Source organism: Phaeobacter sp. JH204B, from assembly GCF_048055755.1.
In the GTDB taxonomy this organism is placed as follows: Bacteria; Pseudomonadota; Alphaproteobacteria; order Rhodobacterales; family Rhodobacteraceae; genus Phaeobacter; species Phaeobacter bryozoorum.
Genome location: NZ_JAYMXF010000033.1, coordinates 51694 through 69626, shown reverse-complemented (window position 1 = coordinate 69626; position 17933 = coordinate 51694). Strand labels below are relative to the sequence as shown.

23 protein-coding genes are annotated in these 17933 nt (G+C 59.5%); 11 read left to right on the top strand and 12 right to left on the bottom strand.

Annotation, left to right across the window (positions count from 1 at the left end):
* Positions 1-176 precede the first annotated feature (176 nt).
* From rpmE to trmD, 3 genes are all read right to left on the bottom strand, one after another.
* Positions 177-398: a 50S ribosomal protein L31 gene (rpmE, locus tag VXL81_RS18710; RefSeq protein ID WP_340546496.1), complete on the bottom strand. Its 222-nt coding sequence runs from the start codon at positions 396-398 to the stop codon at positions 177-179.
* 11 nt (positions 399-409) lie between these two features.
* Positions 410-781 carry a 50S ribosomal protein L19 gene (gene rplS, locus VXL81_RS18705; protein WP_014876109.1) on the bottom strand — a complete coding sequence of 124 codons (372 nt, stop codon included), beginning with the start codon at positions 779-781 and terminating at the stop codon, positions 410-412.
* Positions 782-1080: 299 nt separating this feature from the next.
* Entirely contained in the window at positions 1081-1881 is an 801-nt protein-coding gene (gene trmD, locus VXL81_RS18700; RefSeq protein WP_416538318.1) for a tRNA (guanosine(37)-N1)-methyltransferase TrmD, read from the bottom strand.
* Here trmD and VXL81_RS18695 point away from each other — a divergent pair.
* Positions 1865-2977 carry a phosphotransferase gene (locus VXL81_RS18695; RefSeq protein WP_416541011.1) on the top strand — a complete coding sequence of 371 codons (1113 nt, stop codon included), beginning with the start codon at positions 1865-1867 and terminating at the stop codon, positions 2975-2977. The two genes, trmD and VXL81_RS18695, sit on opposite strands and share 17 nt — an antisense overlap.
* A gap of 5 nt (positions 2978-2982) precedes the next feature.
* On the opposite strand, the gene rimM is transcribed toward VXL81_RS18695, so the two are convergent.
* The 8 genes from rimM to ffh form a co-directional block, all read right to left on the bottom strand.
* Positions 2983-3486 (bottom strand): ribosome maturation factor RimM, encoded by a 504-nt coding sequence (rimM, locus tag VXL81_RS18690; protein WP_416541010.1) that lies wholly within the window; start codon positions 3484-3486, stop codon positions 2983-2985.
* Positions 3487-3636: 150 nt separating this feature from the next.
* Positions 3637-4278: a 5,6-dimethylbenzimidazole synthase gene (gene bluB, locus VXL81_RS18685; RefSeq protein ID WP_416534664.1), complete on the bottom strand. Its 642-nt coding sequence runs from the start codon at positions 4276-4278 to the stop codon at positions 3637-3639.
* Between the two features lie 4 nt (positions 4279-4282).
* On the bottom strand, positions 4283-4642 hold the full coding sequence (rpsP, locus tag VXL81_RS18680) for a 30S ribosomal protein S16 (RefSeq protein ID WP_340546501.1): 360 nt from the start codon (positions 4640-4642) through the stop codon (positions 4283-4285).
* 41 nt (positions 4643-4683) lie between these two features.
* Positions 4684-4992, bottom strand: a complete 309-nt coding sequence (locus VXL81_RS18675; protein ID WP_416534663.1) for a chorismate mutase — start codon at positions 4990-4992, stop codon at positions 4684-4686.
* A gap of 57 nt (positions 4993-5049) precedes the next feature.
* A complete protein-coding gene (locus tag VXL81_RS18670; protein WP_340546503.1) occupies positions 5050-5652 on the bottom strand; it encodes a GNAT family N-acetyltransferase in 603 nt (200 codons plus the stop codon).
* A gap of 37 nt (positions 5653-5689) precedes the next feature.
* Entirely contained in the window at positions 5690-6436 is a 747-nt protein-coding gene (locus VXL81_RS18665) for a GNAT family N-acetyltransferase (RefSeq protein ID WP_340546504.1), read from the bottom strand.
* A gap of 67 nt (positions 6437-6503) precedes the next feature.
* Positions 6504-7019, bottom strand: a complete 516-nt coding sequence (locus VXL81_RS18660) for a GNAT family N-acetyltransferase (protein ID WP_416538322.1) — start codon at positions 7017-7019, stop codon at positions 6504-6506.
* A 5-nt stretch (positions 7020-7024) separates the two neighbouring features.
* On the bottom strand, positions 7025-8554 hold the full coding sequence (gene ffh / locus VXL81_RS18655) for a signal recognition particle protein (RefSeq protein ID WP_416555581.1): 1530 nt from the start codon (positions 8552-8554) through the stop codon (positions 7025-7027).
* A gap of 463 nt (positions 8555-9017) precedes the next feature.
* On the opposite strand from ffh, the gene VXL81_RS18650 reads away from it, so the two are divergent.
* The 4 genes from VXL81_RS18650 (at position 9018) to VXL81_RS18635 (ending at position 13560) form a co-directional block, all read left to right on the top strand.
* On the top strand, positions 9018-10988 hold the full coding sequence (locus VXL81_RS18650) for an elongation factor G (RefSeq protein ID WP_416555579.1): 1971 nt from the start codon (positions 9018-9020) through the stop codon (positions 10986-10988).
* 135 nt (positions 10989-11123) lie between these two features.
* Entirely contained in the window at positions 11124-11651 is a 528-nt protein-coding gene (locus VXL81_RS18645) for a YbaK/EbsC family protein (RefSeq protein ID WP_416555577.1), read from the top strand.
* A gap of 107 nt (positions 11652-11758) precedes the next feature.
* The gene (locus tag VXL81_RS18640; protein WP_340546509.1) at positions 11759-12637 is read left to right on the top strand and encodes a LysR family transcriptional regulator; all 879 of its coding nucleotides are present in this window, start codon (positions 11759-11761) and stop codon (positions 12635-12637) included.
* Positions 12634-13560, top strand: coding sequence for a DMT family transporter (locus tag VXL81_RS18635; RefSeq protein WP_340546510.1), 927 nt, complete (start codon positions 12634-12636; stop codon positions 13558-13560). The genes VXL81_RS18640 and VXL81_RS18635 overlap by 4 nt, the downstream gene beginning before the upstream one ends.
* Here VXL81_RS18635 and VXL81_RS18630 read toward each other — a convergent pair.
* Positions 13549-13896, bottom strand: coding sequence for an ArsR/SmtB family transcription factor (locus VXL81_RS18630; protein WP_340546511.1), 348 nt, complete (start codon positions 13894-13896; stop codon positions 13549-13551). The two genes, VXL81_RS18635 and VXL81_RS18630, sit on opposite strands and share 12 nt — an antisense overlap.
* Before the next feature lie 96 nt (positions 13897-13992).
* On the opposite strand from VXL81_RS18630, the gene VXL81_RS18625 reads away from it, so the two are divergent.
* The 6 genes from VXL81_RS18625 (at position 13993) to VXL81_RS18600 (ending at position 17738) form a co-directional block, all read left to right on the top strand.
* Complete coding sequence (locus tag VXL81_RS18625; RefSeq protein WP_340546512.1) at positions 13993-14886, top strand: DMT family transporter; 894 nt, start codon at positions 13993-13995, stop codon at positions 14884-14886.
* Between the two features lie 197 nt (positions 14887-15083).
* Positions 15084-15428 (top strand): AtpZ/AtpI family protein, encoded by a 345-nt coding sequence (locus tag VXL81_RS18620; RefSeq protein WP_374015478.1) that lies wholly within the window; start codon positions 15084-15086, stop codon positions 15426-15428.
* Positions 15429-15455: 27 nt separating this feature from the next.
* On the top strand, positions 15456-16259 hold the full coding sequence (locus VXL81_RS18615; RefSeq protein WP_340546514.1) for a F0F1 ATP synthase subunit A: 804 nt from the start codon (positions 15456-15458) through the stop codon (positions 16257-16259).
* Between the two features lie 57 nt (positions 16260-16316).
* Positions 16317-16541, top strand: coding sequence for a F0F1 ATP synthase subunit C (locus tag VXL81_RS18610; RefSeq protein ID WP_008562443.1), 225 nt, complete (start codon positions 16317-16319; stop codon positions 16539-16541).
* A gap of 86 nt (positions 16542-16627) precedes the next feature.
* Positions 16628-17173: a F0F1 ATP synthase subunit B' gene (locus VXL81_RS18605; RefSeq protein WP_260112726.1), complete on the top strand. Its 546-nt coding sequence runs from the start codon at positions 16628-16630 to the stop codon at positions 17171-17173.
* A gap of 4 nt (positions 17174-17177) precedes the next feature.
* Positions 17178-17738, top strand: a complete 561-nt coding sequence (locus VXL81_RS18600) for a F0F1 ATP synthase subunit B (RefSeq protein WP_260082157.1) — start codon at positions 17178-17180, stop codon at positions 17736-17738.
* The last annotated feature ends 195 nt before the right edge of the window (positions 17739-17933 follow it).

Genomic DNA, 17933 nt, shown 5'->3' with positions numbered 1-17933 from the left:
AGTATACTGCCCGCGCGAATCGATGGAAAGCGGGATATCCGCACGTTAGGCCCTGTTTTAGGGTCTAGGTTCATCCCGCGTTAACGGGAGAGGGCGCTGCGCGGGCGGGCGTGGCACCAATAAAAAACGCCGCCCAAAACGAGCGGCGTTTTCCGAAAGAACAAGACCGGATCGGCTTAGAAGCCCAGGCCTTCGTATTTTTTCTTGAACTTGGATACGCGACCACCGGCGTCCATCAGGCGGGTCGAACCACCGGTCCATGCGGGGTGCACGGTGGGGTCGATGTCCAGCGAGAGAGTGTCACCCTCTTTGCCCCAGGTGGAGCGCATCTTGAGGATGGTGCCATCGGTCATTTTGACGTCGATGAAGTGGTATTCGGGATGGGTGTCGGCTTTCATGATACCACTCCTTACGCTTTGGCTTTGTAGTTTGTATCTTCTGCAATCCGTGCGGATTTACCGCGACGGGCGCGCAGATAGTACAGTTTCGCACGGCGAACACGGCCGCGGCGCACAACAGTGATGCTGTCGATGTTGGTCGAGTGCAGCGGGAAAACACGCTCCACACCTTCGCCAAACGAAATCTTGCGAACGGTGAACGAACCGGCGATGCCGGAGCCATTCTTGCGGCTGATGCAGACACCTTCGTAGTTCTGCACGCGCGAGCGGCTGCCTTCGGTCACTTTGTAGCCAACGCGGATGGTGTCACCGGCTTTGAAATCGGGGATCTCTTTCCCCAGGGCGGCAACTTGTTCCGCCTCCAACTGTGCGATCAGATCCATCGCAGGTCTCCTATGGTTGCTCGTGGTTTTGTCCACGAAGTTTTGCGCGGTTGCGAGAGCTCTTGGTCTTCATCGGGTCCCGCCATTTGCAGCCCGCCAGAGATCGTCCCGTTCTTTCCTGAGAGCGAGCTGACATCCCCCCGGATTGCCGAAGAAGGCGGGTCGAGGGTTTCATGATGCAACAGCACACCGGTCCATAGACGCAGAAGCGAATCCAGACAGGGGCCTTCTATGCCTGTTTTGCTGGCGGATCAAGAGCCCAGGTTCAGTCTGGGACCGGCCTGTCCACTTGCGGGCGCTCACTCGGCCTTTTTGCGGTTCAGAAAGGCCTGCCAAAGGTCAGGGCGCCGCGCCTGCGTGATCTCTTCGCTCATTTTCTGGCGCCATTCAGCAATCTTGCCGTGATGGCCGGACATCAGAACATCAGGTATGGGGTGACCCTTCCAGTCTGCCGGACGGGTGTATTGCGGGTGCTCGAGCAAGCCTGAGGAGAAGCTCTCTTCCTCGGCAGAGGCTTGGTTGCCCAAGACGCCTGGGATCAGCCGAACGGTGGCATCAATCATGGCTTGGGCGGCAATCTCGCCGCCGGTCATCACAAAATCTCCCAGGGAGACTTCCTGAATGCCATAGTGCTGCAAGACGCGCTCGTCGACACCCTCGAATCTCCCGCAGAGCAAGGTGACCCCGTCGCAGCGTGCGAGGTTCTGCATCAACGCCTGATCCATCCGGCGACCGCGCGGAGACAGATAGATCAGGGGCCAGTTACCGGAGGTGCCTGCCATGGTGTGTTCAATAGCGTTGCCAAGAACGTCGGCCCGCAGGACCATGCCGGCGCCGCCACCTGCCGGAGTGTCATCGACATTGCGATGCTTACCGATGCCGAATTGGCGCAGGTCAATGGTTTCCAGCTGCCATAACCCTTCCTGCAACGCCTTTCCGGTCAGGCTTTCGCCAAGTATGCCGGGGAAGGCATTCGGGAACAGCGTCATGATCTTGGCCTTCCAGACGCCGACCAGATCCGGCGTCGGCGTCATCAGCTCGCGCGGTTTAAATGAGGGGCGAATGGCTTTGCGGCCATGAGATTTGTTTTGTGCACTCATGTGGTGCTGTTTAATCCAGTTAGAACGACACGCAATAAAAAGCTTTGGTGTTTGGATGAATTCGGAAATGGCCCTTATTGTTACCGACCGCGAGTATCAGGCCGCAATCGACGATGTGCAGGCGCGCGCAAAAGCGTTCTGGCCACGTATTGCGTCGGATCTAGGTCTGCCGCCCGATGGGGTCAGTTTTCGCAGACTACAGGTGCATAGTCGGCGCCAACACTGTCGCAGTGTGCTCGAGGTCAAAACGGCCAGTGGGCAAAGCTATGTCTTGAGGGCGGTTTTTGACGAAGCCAACGCCGCGCGGCAGATCAGGTTTCTTGACCGGCATCAGCAAGCGGCGCTTGGCCTGCAATCGGTCTGCGGTGTGTCATCGCCTGACGTGCTGTGGCGAGATCAAGATAGTGCTGTAGTTTTGATGGACTTTGTCCAAGGGGATACCGCCTATCGCGAGCTGGCTATGACCGAATACGGGTTCGGTGACCGGGCAGAGGTTCTTCGACGGATTGGACATGCGGTCGCTGAATTGCACAGGGTTTCGGATGCCGGAGATATGCAATTCTGGCCAAAACCGTTTCTGAAACAGGTCTCAGCGCGGGCGGAGGCGGTACGTGCCGGGGAGTTCCAGGTCTTGAAGCCCAAGAGGTACCTGGGCCTCTGCGCGCTGCTTCACCGGGAGGCACGGCGCGCCCGTGCACAGACATTTCGTGGTGCATTGGAGCATGGAGATCTTCATCTACGCAATATCTTGATGTGCGATGGTGAGGTGTCATTCATTGACTATTCAAACCACGACGGAACATTCCCGCAGCGCGATATTGCCGATATCTGGTTGTCCAACTGCCCCGACCACCTGGCTGCAGAAGGGCGCGCGCCTGGTTTCGGAGGTGTTGCCAAAGCCGATTGGGCAGCATTTGAGGACGGCTATGGTGCAGAACTGACGACGGATCCGATCTTTAGGTTCTTCTTTACTTGGCGCCTGTTCAAGCTGTGGTCAGCGCTGGGCGGCAAACTATCGGAGCCGCGACAGAGAACAAAGGATCTCGGGGTCGCTGTTGAACATGTGCTGGAGCAGCTGTTGGCAGCTGAAGGCTGACGGGCTCAGAACACGCCGTCCGGCGGGTCTGCGATGATGCGTCCGCTGGCAAGATCGACCGTCGGCACCGCAGCCAGTGTAAAGGGCAGCAATACTGTCTTGCTGTCTGCCGGGATGGCGATTTCCAGCAGATCACTGGCGCCGTGGTTCTGCACCGATTTCACGGTCCCCAGCAGGGTCCCGCCGGTGTCGTACACCTCCAGCCCCATCAGATCGGTGTGGTAGTATTCATCATCCGGCAGGCTCGGCAGACGGTTACGCGGCGCAAACAGGCGGACCCCCTTTAGAGCATCGGCCTGCTCCTTGGTCTCGATTCCGCCGATACGGGCGGTAAACCCGTTCTTGATGGCGCGGACCAAGGTGATCGTATAGGTCTGGCTGCCGTCTTCGGTGCTGAGCGGGGAATAGTCTTCGATATCCTCGGGCATCGCACAAAAGCTCTTCAGCCGCACTTCGCCCCGCACTCCGTACGAGCCGGAAATGGCACCAACGCAAATCTGCTCAGTCATTCAGTCCATCCTTTGCAGAACCGCGCAGCAGTCCAAGTGCCGCCCGCGAGTCCGCAGCGTTCTGTTTGGTAATTGCGTTCATATAGAACGCCTGCGGTAAAGGCGATCAGAACAAAAACCGCAAGCCGTATCAATCGCCACATGGGCGGATTACCGAGTTTCGATCGGCAATGCGTTGCGCCGGGTTTCCCAACCCAGTTGTTCCAGTTCGGGCGTCTTGGACATCCGCTCCGGGTGACCAACACAGAAATAGCCGATCAGCTGCCAGTCCGCTGGCACATCCAGATCCCTGTTCAACCGTTGTGGGTCAAGGATGGATACCCAGCCCAGCCCCAGCCCTTCGGCGCGCAAGGCCAGCCAGAACAGAGTCACGGCGGTGACCACCGAATAGCGACGCATCTCCGGCATGGTGCCGGCGCCCAGCTTGTGACCTTTTGTGGTGGAATCGTCGCAGTAGATCGCCAACTGAACCGGTGCTTCGCGCATGCCGGAAAGCTTCAGCTTGGCGTAGCGTTCGGCCTTGGCTTCGGAGAAACCCGCTAGCGCTTCGGCGTTTGCGCTTTCAAAATTGGCAAGTGCGGCGGCCCGGGCTGCGTCACTTTCGACGCGAATGACCCGCCATGGTTCGCTGAGACCCACGGAGGGAGCCAGCTGAATGGTGTCGAGACAGCGCGCAAGCACTGTCTCGTCCACCGGATCAGAGCGGAACCGGCGCACATCGCGCCGGACACGCATCAACAGATCAAGTTGCATGCGGAAGTCTTCAGAGAATGAATTGTCCCGCATGTTCATCAACTTACTCCGCTTCTGCAGTCGCTTCGGCAGCTTTGGCTGCTTTCTCTTCAGCACGTTCCTGGGCTTTCTTGCCCGGGGTGCCTTTCTTAGGGTTGTTGCGTTCAACCTTAGCGCGTACGCCGGCGGATTCCAACATGCGAGCGATACGATCTGTGGGCTGGGCGCCCTGGTCCAGCCAGTGCTGCACACGCTCCATGTCCATTTTCACGCGCTCTTCGCTGTCTTTCGGCAGCAGCGGGTTGTAGGTGCCCAGCTTTTCGATGAAGCGACCATCGCGCGGCATGCGGCTGTCGGCAGCCACGATGCGGTAGAAGGGACGCTTTTTCGAGCCGCCGCGGGCCAGACGAATTTTCATTGCCATGGGTTCAGTCTCCTTTAATGGCGTTTGCAGGGAAGTCCCTGTTATTCCTGGTGTTTCTTGTGGTGTCGGATGACTTCCTGAATAATGAAATTCAGGAAAGCCTTGGCGAAATCGGGGTCCAGGTCGGCCTGTTTCGCCAGGTCTTCGAGCCGTGCGATCTGCGCTGTCTCACGCGTCGGATCGGACGGGGGAAGGTCGTGTTCTGCCTTGAGTCGGCCCACCGCCTGGGTGTGCTTGAACCGCTCGCCCAACGTGTAGACGAGGATCGCATCGAGGCGATCAATACTCTCGCGGTGGCCTTTCAGCAACGCCGCTGCGCGGGCGACGGGATCTTGAGGCTCTGTCGTCATTTCTGGCTCCACAAGGCAATGAAGGCATATCGCATCAGGCAGCGTTGGGTGAATAGATCAGTCAAGCGCCCAACCCTCCGGTTTGAACATGGGATCTGCGTAGTGGCTTATCTCCATCTCGATCCCATGGGACAACTGGCTGTTCTTGAGTGCTTCTGGTGCGGGATGCCTGTAGACGGCGTCGTTGCCATCAATGGTTGCGGCGTCCTGGTCCTTCTTGGCACCCAGCCGTTCGGCAAGACGGATCGAATCCAGGTTCTTGGGGTCAATATAGCTGACCGCCCCATCCCAGCCGAGCGTATTGTAATAGTAGTTCCGTGCCGCGTGGGTTGCTTCCAGCGCATAGCCTTTACCTGCAGCATCGGGCCAGATGATCCAGGCGATCTCACGCTCGGGCCAGCCAGCAGGCATCCAGCCACCCGCCATGCCGTAAGTTTCCTCGGTGGTCTTATCGTGGATCATCCACATGCCAAAGCCACGCACCTGCCAGTGGCCGATTTCGGCGGCATAGAGCATCCAGGCCTCATAGGGGTTCAGTGGACCGCCCATGAAACGCGCACGATAGGAACTGAACGTGGCTTTGAAGTCGGGATAATCCACGGCTTCCGGGCCACGCAGAATCAGGCGCTTGGTTTCGATTACGGGGATGGACGATGGCATCAGATGCCCCCCGCGCTGAAGTCGCAGTGGCAATAGATCATTGAAGGCGCCCTGTGATTGCAGGCCGGTCCAGCAGATGTTTGCGGGGCTGATGGCGCCAGGTGCGCATATTGTGTGCAGGTGCGAGGCGGAACGATACTAATTTTTCTGGGCGGGCGCCGATTCGCTGCGCCAGGGCAATGGAGGCTGCGTTGTCCTCGGGAATGAAGGAGGCGATACTGCTCCAGTTTTTCTCGCGGAACAGCCAGTCGAGAACGACCTCTGCGGCCTCGCTTGCGTAGCCTTTACCACGGGCATCCTCGGTCAGGTGCCACGAAAGCTCCGGCTCTGGCCAGCCCTTCGGGAACCAGGGGCCAATCATGCCGACCGGGCGCCCGGTATTGCGCTCGATGAGGGCGAACAATCCGTAACCACGCAGGTGCCAGTGGCCGATGATCGTCGCTATCGACCACCACAGCGCATCAGGATCGTCGACCGCGTCGATGAAGCGCGGCGCACCAATGCGCAGGAAGGCATCATGCGCGTCAAAACCGGCCTCCGCAGGGGAGACCAACAATAGCCTCTTCGTCATGAGGCTAGGGAAACGATTGTCTGTGTCTGGCATACCCACACTCGTTTCGGCCCCTGCCGCGCGCGCACCAGTGACCTGTTTCGGCATCAATGACGGCTCGATCATGCCAGATGCCGGGAAACAAGGGGTTAAGGCGCTGTTGCGCTGTGGCAAGGCGGCCACAGCGGAGCGGATGTGGGTAAAGACGCGTGTGGGAAGATGGGTGGCCATCATGCGTAGGCCTCCGGTCCGCGCAGGACCAAGTGTTCGGTTTCAAGCTGAAGGATAGCCGGGATCTGCATCATGCCAGTCCCCGCAGATCATGCACGATCACCACGTCGCCGACGCATTCGCCCTCTGCGTCGGGGTCGATAACACCGCCGAGACGCTGGCCCAGGGCGATTGATCGGTGGTTGTTCGGGTCGATAATATTGATCAGACTGTCCCAGCCGAAATTCTGTCGCGCCCAGGTCATGACAGCTTGCGCGGCCTCGGCAGCGATTCCCTTGCCTTCAGCTTCGGGGACGACGAACCAGCCCAGTTCCGGGCCGGGATAGCCGTCCGGTTGGTAAATCCCGACCTCGCCCGCATAGGCGCCGGTTTCTCGGATTTCGACACCGAAGGGGCCGTACCCACGAAGTGTCCAAAGTGCCACATCCCCGGCCCAGACTCTCCACGCTTCGCCGCGCGGCAGGATGCCACGCTCGTAGCGGGCGCGTTCGGACGCAAAGAACGCGGCCCAATGCTCAAAATCCTCAAGCTTGGGGGCGCGCAGCGTCAGGCGCTCGGTCTGAAGGGTAGGGATGGAGGCGATCATGCGGCTTATTTCTTCTTGCCGAAACCGGAGAGGCCGCCGGGCAGCCCCATGCCACCCCCGAGACCACCAAGCCCGCCGAGACCGCCGGGCAAACCGCCCCTGCCGCCCATCGCCTTGGCCGCCGCTTCCAGCGCTTTTGGGTCCATCTGGCTCGGATCCATGCCGGCCATTTCGGGCATGCCACCTTTGCCGAACATGCCTTTCATAGCCTGCTTCAGCATCTTGCCTTTGCCCATCTTACCCATTTTCTTCATGACGTCGGCCATCTGGCGATGCATTTTCATGAGCTTGTTGAGGTCAGAGACCTGCATGCCGGATCCTGCTGCAATCCGTTTCTTGCGAGACGCCTGGAGCAGGGCAGGATTGGCGCGTTCTTTCTTGGTCATCGACTGGATCATGGCGATCTGCTGACGCAGAACCTTGTCGTCGAACCCCGAATCCTCAACCTGCTTGGCCATCTTCGCCATGCCAGGCATCATCTGCATCATGCCCTGCATGCCGCCCATCTGGATCATCTGCTCAAGCTGCATCTTCAGGTCATTCATATTGAATTGACCCTTCATCATGCGCTTCATCATGCGCTCAGCCTGTTCGGCCTCGATGGTTTCTTGGGCCTTTTCGACCAGTGCAACGATGTCGCCCATGCCGAGGATCCGGCCCGCGATTCGATCCGGCTCGAAGGTTTCGATGGCGTCCATTTTCTCGCCGAGACCTACAAAGCGGATCGGCTTGCCGGTGACAGCGCGCATCGAAAGCGCCGCACCGCCACGGCCGTCGCCATCCATCCGGGTCAGGACCACACCGGAGATGCCAATTTTGGCATCGAATTCTTCGGCCACTTCAACGGCGACCTGACCTGTCAGCCCGTCAACAACAAGCAGGGTTTCGCGGGGGGAAACGACATCACGGACGTCTTCGACCTCCCGCATCAACACTTCGTCGATCTGCAACCGGCCCGCCGTGTCGAGCATATAGACGTCGTAACCACCAAGCGCCGCCTGCTGTTTGGCGCGTTTGGCGATATCGACGGGTTTCTGGCCCGGAACGATGGGCAGCGTGTCGACACCGATCTGTGTGCCCAGCACAGCCAGCTGGTCCATCGCGGCAGGGCGATAGACGTCAAGCGACGCCATCAGGACGCGCTTGCCTTCTTTATCTTTCAGACGCTTGGCAAGCTTGCCGGTGGTCGTGGTCTTACCTGACCCCTGCAAACCGACCATCAGGATCGGCGCGGGAGGATTGTCGACCTTCAGCTGTCCGGGATCTTCGTCGCCGCGCAGCACGTCAACCAGTGCGTCATGGACGATCTTTACAACCTGCTGGCCGGGGGTGACCGATTTGGTCACGGCTTGGCCCGTTGCCTGCTCCTGTACGCGCTTCACAAAATCGCGGGCGACCGGCAGGGAGACATCTGCCTCGAGCAGCGCGACACGGACTTCGCGCAGGGCGGTCTTTACATCTTCTTCAGAGAGCGCGCCCTGTTTGGTCAACCGGTCGAAGACACCGGATAGGCGTTCGGATAGATTTTCAAACATGCCTGCGGCCTCCTATGCCGGTTTCGAAGTGGACGCCCCACATGTAGGGAGCAAATGATCCATGCACAATCGCCCCCACGGGCGTAACACGCTGGTGGGGGGCGATCCCTGACACGGGCAGGGACCGGAAGACTCATCATGGCTCCCGGATTTGCAGCATGCGTTACGCCTTTGTCCCGAGTGAGTCAACCCGGCGCGCCCAGACAGAGCGAGGGGGAGGCTGCCATGCGCTGGGTGCAACGGTTGACGTGAGCCACCTCCCTGAGGGAATATCGCAGGGAGACGGCACCTCGGCGACCACCTTCACGGGCGCTTATTCGGGTGTTCCCCCATATGACGAAACTACGGTGTCGAATAAGCGGCACCACGCGAGAGGCAGTTATTCTCAAGGCATCTGTTGCGGCAATCTAATGCCGCATTCCTTCATCGGGCGGCTTTGCAGCCATCAGAAGGATCATGACAGATGCGTGTATTTTCGATCATCGGCCCCTCCCAATCCGGTAAAACGGAGTTGGCAACGGCACTGGCGACACTTCAGGAGCCTGGGCAAAAACCACAGCACGCCACGGGCGTTGCAGATCTGCGAGCCTTCCAGTTCATGGAGGAAAACTGGGGGGTGATTGATATCGCCGGCGGGGTTGAAAACCTGGCCATCGCCGGGCCCGCTTTGGCCGCCAGTGATGCAACGGTGGTCTGCGTGCCTGCTGATCCCGCCGCCGGGGTCTTGGCTGCGCCCTATCTGCGTATGGTCGAAGAGGCGGGTGTTCCCGCCTTTCTTTTTATCAACCGTATGGATCAGGCCGCAGGGCGGGTGGCGGATATTGTTGCTGCGCTACAAACCTATTGTCGGCACAATATCGTACTGCGTCAGATCCCTATGCGGGCGGGTGGTGAGGTGATCGGGGCAGTAGACCTGATCTCCGAGCGGGCGTGGAAGTATCAGGAGGGGCAGCCCTCGGCCCTTGTGGCCTTCCCTGACAGCATCCATGCACGCGAGCGTCAGGCGCGCGGAGAGATGCTGGAGGCGCTGGCGGACTATGACGACGATCTGCTGGAGCAATTGATCGAGGATCGCAAGCCGCTGACCGAAGCGGTCTATGATGTCGCCACGCGGGTATTGCAGCACAATGACCTGATCCCTGCGTTGCTGGGGTCGGCGCTGCATCGCAACGGGATTGTCAGGCTTATGAAATCCCTTCGGCATGAGGCCCCGGCAGTTGATGTTGCTGCGCAGCGGTTGGCGGGGGACGGAACGCCCCTTGCAGTGGGCTGCATCGGTGACCTCGTCAAACATCTTGGCAAGACAGTTGTGGTCCGCGCGCTCAGCGAACCTGTCGGGATCGGCGCACAGGTCGGTGGCGGCAACCTGGGGGCGATGACCCAACTGAACGGTGATGGCGGGCTTGCAAAGAACGGGGCAGGCGTCCAGACGCCTTCACGATCTGCGGGGAATGGCAGCAATGGTGCCTCATCTGATGCCGGTGAGTTGGCGCCAGGCGATATCGCGCAGGTGGTCAAGTCTGATCATCTCAGTCTTGGATATACCTATCTTAAAGACCACGCTGCGGAACTGCCGGACTGGGCGCAGCCACGCCCGGCAAGTTATCAACGGATCCTCACCCCTTTACATGATCGCGATGATGTCCGCCTTACCTCTGCGCTGGAAAGAATTGCTGAGGTAGATCCGGGGCTGCGAGTTGATCAGGACGAAATGAGCGGTCATGCGCTGCTCCACCTCCAGGGGCCGTTGCACCTGCGCCGGATTCTGTCGCTGCTAAAAGGGTCGTTTGGCATAGAGGTCAGTGACGAACCGGTGCCACCCGCCCTTCGGGAGACGATCACCCGTCCTGCCACAATCCATCATCGCCACCGCAAGCAGTCCGGGGGTGCGGGCCAGTTTGCGGATGTCGTGCTGAGCATCGCCCCCGCAGCGCGCGGATCAGGGATTCAGTTTACGGATGAGGTCAAGGGTGGTGCCGTACCCAAAGGGTATATTCCTTCAGTCGAAGCCGGCGCGCGAGAGGCTCTGCAAGCGGGTGTCAGCGGTCACCCTGTGGTCGACGTGAAGATAACCCTGCTGGATGGCAAACACCACTCCGTCGACAGTTCCGATTTTGCTTTCCGCACCGCTGGCAAATCTGCGGTGCGTGAGGCATTGGCGCAGGCCGGGTCTGTGGTGCTGCAACCGATTATGCGCGTGGAAATTCACGTACCCTCCGTCTTTACCGGCGGGCTGGTCCCCGTGGTGAGCGGAATGCAGGGGCAGATCCTGGGCTTTGCCGCCCATCCAGATGCCGCCGGGTGGGATGTGTTTGAAACCCTACTGCCTGTCGCCGCGCAGGAGCAGCTGTGCAACAGCCTGGCCAGTGCGACCCGCGGTACGGCGTGGTTCTCAAGCGGTTTCGATCATTATGAGGAGGCACGGCGGGTGTAGCCGGTCTATGGCAGACTGACCAACCAACAGTGAAACGCCGACGAAACTATGATGTTACCCCTTGCGTCCTTGTGGGTTTCTTATTGATCTGCTGACATCACGTGATCTGCAGAACGATAACAGCATGAGGCCGCAATGGATGCATCAACCGAGCTACAGGACAGCCTACCGGTTTCCTGCGATAAACTGCTGGCGCAGCTGGATGTCTGGGGCATCGGCTACCGGTTGCACCGCCATCCACCGCTGCGCACGGTTGAGGAGGCAAAAGAGGTCGAAGCGGAGTTCGTAGAGCCGGGGAAGACCGCATTGCGGTTGAAGAACCTCTATTTGCGGGACAAGAAGAAACGCAACCACCTGATCAGCTTGGAGCAGGACCGCGACGTCGATCTGAAGCGTCTCGCCGCTGAGCTGGGGCTGGGGACGCTGTCGTTCGGCTCGGCAGAGCGGCTGTTTCAGACCCTCGGTGTGCGCCCAGGAGCGGTGACGCCGCTTGCGATGATCAATGGTGTCGAAAGAGATGTGCATTTCTACATGGTCAAGGCTGCCCAGCAGGTCGACCTGATCTACATGCACCCGCTGGTTAATGATCGGACGGTCGCGCTGAGCCGTCCGGCCTTTCTCGATGTGATGCAGCGTTTGGGTGTGGCGATCACCTGGGTCTGAACTGCTCAAACTCTGGCTGACCTTTGCGCAATTGCGAACCTTTCTCTGGCCGTCCTTGGTGGAATGTGCATGTTTGCAGTAAGTGGGGCGCAAGTTGAGAGATAGCCATGGAGAACTGGGACGAGGTACGCACTGCCTATCAGGTCGCGCGCATGGGGACGGTCAGCGGCGCCGCCGAAGTTTTGGGGGTTCACCATGCCACGGTCATCCGCCACGTCGATGCTATTGAGGCGCGGTTGGGCGTGAAGCTGTTCCAACGCCATGCCCGTGGCTACACACCGACAGAGGCCGGGCAGGATCTGCTGCGCGTGGCGCAGGCCACAGATGATCAGTTTGGCCAGCTTGTCGGTCGGCTCAAGGGGCACGGCGATGCTGTCTCGGGCGAACTGGTCGTGACATCGCTGTCGTCGATGTCGGCGCTTCTGGTTCCTGCACTGACCGAGTTTCAGCGTCAGCATCCGGAGCTGGTGATCCGGTTCCTGACCGGCAGCCGCCTGTTTCGCCTGGAATACGGTGAGGCGCATGTGGCGATTCGTGCCGGATCTCCGCCTGAGCAGCCTGACAACGTGGTTCAGCCGTTTATGCGTCAGCAACATGGGCTTTACGCCAGCAGGTCCTATCTGGAGCGGTTCGGCCCCTTGAACGGGCTTGAGGATATGCCCAATCATCGCTTCATTTGTAACGATGATATCGACAGCCGCGCGCCTTACTCCCGCTGGCTGCGAGCGCATGCCCCCGAGAGCGCGCTGTCGTTCCGCTGCGTCAATGGGGCGTCGATACAGGACGCGCTCTTGGCCGGGGCGGGGATCGGCTTTCTGACCAAATGGGAAGCTGCGCGGCATCCCGAGCTGACACAGATCATGGAGCCGCTGCCCGAGTGGAGTGGCGATCTGTGGCTGGTCACCCATGTGGATCTGCACCGCACCACCAAGGTTCAGAGCTTCCTCAGCTTTCTGAAAGCAGAAGCCAAGGCCTGGGCCGAATGACACCGGCTCATCGTGGCCATCTGGCTATGCTGCTCTTCTCGGCGTTGGTGGCCGGATCGTTTTCGCTTGGCTCCATGGTCGCCAACGACATCGCTCCGATGGCCCTGAACGCGGCGAGGTTCATAATTGCTGCGGTTGTGATTGGCATTGCCGCCCAGGTGACTCATGGCCTGCGGCGACGGAATTTTCAGGCGCCCTGGCGCTTCATCCTTCTGGGCGGCTTCTTTGCGGTCTATTTTGTTCTGATGTTCTATGGCCTGCAAACGGCAGCGCCGGTCAGTGCGGCCGCCGTCTTTACGCTGACACCGGTTCTGAGCGGCATTTTCGGCTGGCTGCTGTTGCGCCAGGTTACGAGCTGGCGGATGGCGTTGGCTTTGGCGATCGGCGCGGCGGGCGCGATCTGGGTCATATTTCGTGGTGATCTGGCGGCGATCTGGGCGTTTGAGGTCGGTCGCGGAGAGGTGATCTATTTCTGGGGCTGCGTGGCTCATGCCGTCTATACGCCGATGGTGCGGCTGCTGAATCGCGGGGAACCTGCGGTGGTGTTTACCTTTGGTATGCTGGTTGCCGGGGCCATCATCCTGGTGGTGGTGGGTTGGGCTGATATCCGCGCGACGGATTGGGTCGGGCTGTCACCGCTTGTCTGGCTGGTTCTGCTTTATGTGGCGCTGATTGCCAGTGCCGCGACCTTTGTCTTGCTGCAATACGCGACGCTTCATCTGCCGTCCGCCAAGGTGATGGCCTATACCTATCTGACGCCGAGCTGGGTCATCCTGTGGGAAATCGCATTGGGTCGACCGGCTCCGGGCGGTATCGTGGCGCTGGGCGTGCTCTGCACGATCTGGGCGCTTTGGCTTCTGCTGCGGGAAGGTCGCCCACCGATGGCAGCGGCAGAGGCTGGCGGATCGGCGTCAATCCGATGACAGATCGTTCGCCGGGGTTCCGAGTTCGGTTTCCAGGAACCGCTCGAACGCATCCAGATTGACGGGCTCGTACTGACCAAACCCCTGCATCCAGACACTGGCGGACCGCATGGCATCCGGTTGTAGCTTGCACCATTTGACCCGGCCCCGTTTTTCCTGCGCGATCAAACCGGCGCGGCTCAGGATCGTCAGGTGTTTGGAGATTGCCGCCAGCGACATGTCAAAGGGATCCGCAACGTCTGTAACAGCCATATCATCCTCCAGCAGCATGGTCAGAATGCTGCGTCGTGTTGGATCCGCAAGCGCGGCAAAGACAATATCAAGGGGGTCGCTCATTCTGACACACCTAAACCGCAGAATGCGGGTCGACAATCCCAAGCTGTGAACCCCATAACTCCCGGGTCAGAGATTGCAGCACCGGAGAGACGTGACATGGCACTGAAATATTGGGCGGCGATCTTTGTGCTGGGCATCGGTTGGGGCATGTCCTTCATGTTCAACGCTGTGCTGCTGCGCGAATTGGGGCCGCTGTCGGTTTCGATGGGCCGTGTCGGCTTTGGGGCGCTTGGATGCTGGATCTATGTTTTGGCGGCCCGCAAGCGGGTGCCGGAGCAACCGTCGCGCTGGTTGGCTTTGTTTGGCTTCGGCGTATTGAGCTACGCTGCGCCCTTTGCCTTTTACGCACTGGGTCAGCAGCATATTGCCAGCGGCGTGGCCGGGATTCTCAATGCCTTTACCCCGGCGCTAGCAGTTGTTGTGGCGCATTTCTGGCCGGGTGGAGAGCGGGCGACAGTGCTGAAATCAATGGGTGTGATGTTTGGGTTCCTCGGTATTCTGGTGCTGTCGTTGCCGCTTTTGCAAGGGGGGCGGCAGTCCGAGATATGGGCCGTGCTCGTGACGCTTTGTGCGCCGCTGTGCTACGCGTTCTCAGTCAATATTGCCCGGCAGTTTCGCGATATGGATCCGGTGGTCCTGGTTGCCATCGCCCTGACCGGAGCAACAGCCGCGATCGCGCCGCTTGCGATCTGGGCCGAAGGCGTGCCTGTCATCACACGGCTGGAGACCTGGGGTGCGCTGCTGGTGATTGGCTTCATTCTGACCTCCGCCGCCTTTATCCTGTTCTACTGGGTTCTGCCGCGGGTGGGGCCAACCAATATTACCCTGCCCACCTTGATTGCGCCGGTTTCGGCTTTGGTGATGGGGGCCTGGGTGCTTCAGGAACCTCTTAAAGTGGAGCATCTGGCGGGCATGGCTGCGATCTTGCTCGGGCTGGTGATGATCGACGGCCGTTTGGTTGGCAAAATCCGGCGCAAACCCGCGCTCTGAGGAAAATCAACCTTTTGGTTGAATATGAGTTTTCAGGGTGAGTTTCACGGGGCCGCAACGAAAAGTCATCCGCGGCCAAGAGGGGTTGTCTTTAATATTTATTATTTTCAATAGCTTGCGCGTCCTGCCGCAGTGCAATCTGCGTTGTTGACTCTGGACCTAGGACTCCTTAGCACCGCATCAGAATTCACGTGAGGATGGCGCCCGTGTCACAAGAGCCGGAAAAGCAGCGTTTGGCGCAGCTCGAGGCCAGACTGGCAGAGGCGCGTAAGGCCCATGAGCCCAAGCCGCGTGTGGACGAACATTATTCGACGGCAAGCGATGCCTGGAGAATGGTGATTGAATTGGTGGCCGGTCTGATGATCGGCTTTGGCATCGGGTACGGTTTGGATCTTCTTTTTGGGACCATACCGATCTTTCTGGTGCTGTTCACAATGCTGGGTTTGGCGGCCGGGGTAAAGACAATGCTCCGCAGCGCGCAAGAGATCCAGGAAAAGAAACTGGCCGAAATGGCCGAACAAGATGCGCAAGACCGGGATTGATCCCCCGGCGACAGGAGAAACGGGACAATGGGCAAACTAATCTTTGGTGCAGCTTTTCTGCTGGTACTTGCGTCTGGGCTGTTCTTTGCGCCCGCTATTCCGGGGCTCCAGATTCACCCGACTGACCAGTTCCTGGTAAAGCCGCTGGGTGGCGCAGCAGAGCTGAACTTCTACACCCCGACCAACGTGACCCTGTGGATGGGGCTGGCGATTGTCGCAATCTTCGCTCTGATGGTACTGGGATCGTCCAAGCGCGCGATTGTTCCGTCGCGCATTCAGTCGGTTGCTGAACTTGCCTACGGGTTCATCTACAAGATGGTCGAAGACGTCACCGGTAAAGACGGTCTGAAGTTCTTCCCCTACATCATGACCCTTTTCATGTTCATCCTGACCGCGAACATGCTGGGCCTGATCCCCGGCAGCTTCACCACCACCTCGCATTTTGCCGTAACTGCGGTTCTGGCGATGCTGGTTTTTGTGACCGTGACCGTGACCGGCTTTGTGCTGCACGGCACCAAGTTCCTGGGCCTGTTCTGGGTCAGCTCCGCACCGCTGGCGCTGCGCCCGGTGCTCGCTATCATCGAACTGATTTCCTATTTCGTGCGCCCCGTCAGCCATTGCATTCGTCTTGCAGGTAACGTGATGGCTGGTCACGCGGTTTTGAAGGTATTCGCAGGTTTTGCAGGCGCATTGGGCCTGTTCAGCTTCCTGCCGATCTTTGCCATCACCGCGGTTTACGCACTCGAAGTTCTCGTGGCCTTCATTCAGGCCTACGTGTTCACAATTCTGACCTGCGTGTACCTGAAGGACGCGCTTCATCCGTCGCATTAAGTCGCGGTTAGGTCCGAACAACAAGATCCTCAACTTCCAATCGTAAGGAGATACACAATGGAAGGCGAACTCGCACACATCGGCGCTGGCCTGGCTGGCATGGGTACTGGTATTGCTGCACTGGGTGTTGGCAATGTTGCTGCTAACTTCCTGGCAGGCGCTCTGCGCAACCCCTCCGCGGCTGCTTCCCAGACCGCAACCCTCTTCATCGGCATCGCATTTGCAGAAGCTCTGGGCATCTTCTCGTTCCTGGTCGCTCTGCTGCTGATGTTCGCCGTCTAAGACCCTTCGGAACCATTTTCCTTACGGCCGGGCGGTGTGGACGACTGCGCCGCCCGGTGTAACGGCAAGTTCCCTAGGAGGACGACATGGCAACTCAGACGCAGGACGCAGGTCACGGTGCCGCAGAGGCTGCCCACGGTTCGGGCGGCATGCCGCAGCTGGACTTCTCGACCTATGCGAACCAGATCTTCTGGCTCGTGGTCACGCTCGTCGTGATCTATTTTATCCTGTCGCGCATCGCGCTGCCCCGCATTGCGGCAGTGTTGGCCGAGCGTCAGGGAACCATTACCAACGACCTCGCCGCGGCTGAAGACCTGAAGGCCAAAGCCGTTGAGGCCGAAACCGCTTACAATCAAGCTCTGGCGGATGCCCGTGCCGAGGCTCAGCGCATCGCTGCTGAGACCCGTGCGGAAATCCAGGCAGATCTGGATGAGGCCATTGCCAAGGCAGACGCACAGATATCGGCCAAAGCAACGGAATCAGAAGCCGTCATCGCCGAGATCAAGGCCGGTGCCATCGCCAGCGTCGAAGCCGTCGCTGTAGATACCGCCGCCGAAATCGTCGCCGCATTTGGTGGCAAGGCAGACGAAAAAGCCGTCGCAGCCGCGGTTGCCGACCGGATGAAAGGATAAGAACATGCGCTCAGTATTGGCTCTTGCTCTGACCTTTGGTGCCACCAGCCCCGCGTTTGCGGCTTCTGGCCCGTTCCTGTCGATGAGCAACACCGACTTTGTCGTGACGCTCGCGTTCCTGCTGTTCGTCGGTATTCTGCTCTATGCCAAGGTGCCCGGTCTGCTGGGGGGTCAGCTTGACGCCCGTGCGGAAGGCATCAAGAAGGACCTCGAAGAGGCCCGTGCCCTGCGTGAAGAAGCCCAGACCATTCTGGCGTCTTACGAACGTAAGCAGCAGGAAGTTCAGGCGCAGGCCGACCGGATCGTTGCTTCGGCACGTGAAGATGCTGCCAAGGCGGCTGAGCAGGCCAAGGCGGATCTGGAAGTCTCGATCGCCCGTCGTATGACGGCTGCCGAGGAGCAGATCAAGGCAGCGCAGGATTCTGCGGTGAAAGAAGTACGCGATCAGGCCATCCTCGTTGCTATCGCGGCGGCGGATGCTGTGATTTCGAAGCAGATGACAGCGACAGAAGCCAACAAGTTGATCGACGCTGCTATCGCTGACGTGGACGCCAAGCTGCACTAACCTGCACTTGTTATCGGCGCGTATTAAAAAACCCGGCTCATGTGGCCGGGTTTTTTTGTTCGCCCAGCTGTGGGCTTGGCCATTGGAGTGGGGCGGTTGCTGACCTAAATGGTGGATCGGACGCGGGCCGAACGATAGAAGTGAGCCAAGATCCCGAGCCGGAGCTCGGGCCTCTAAGTCCCGAAGGAGACTCAC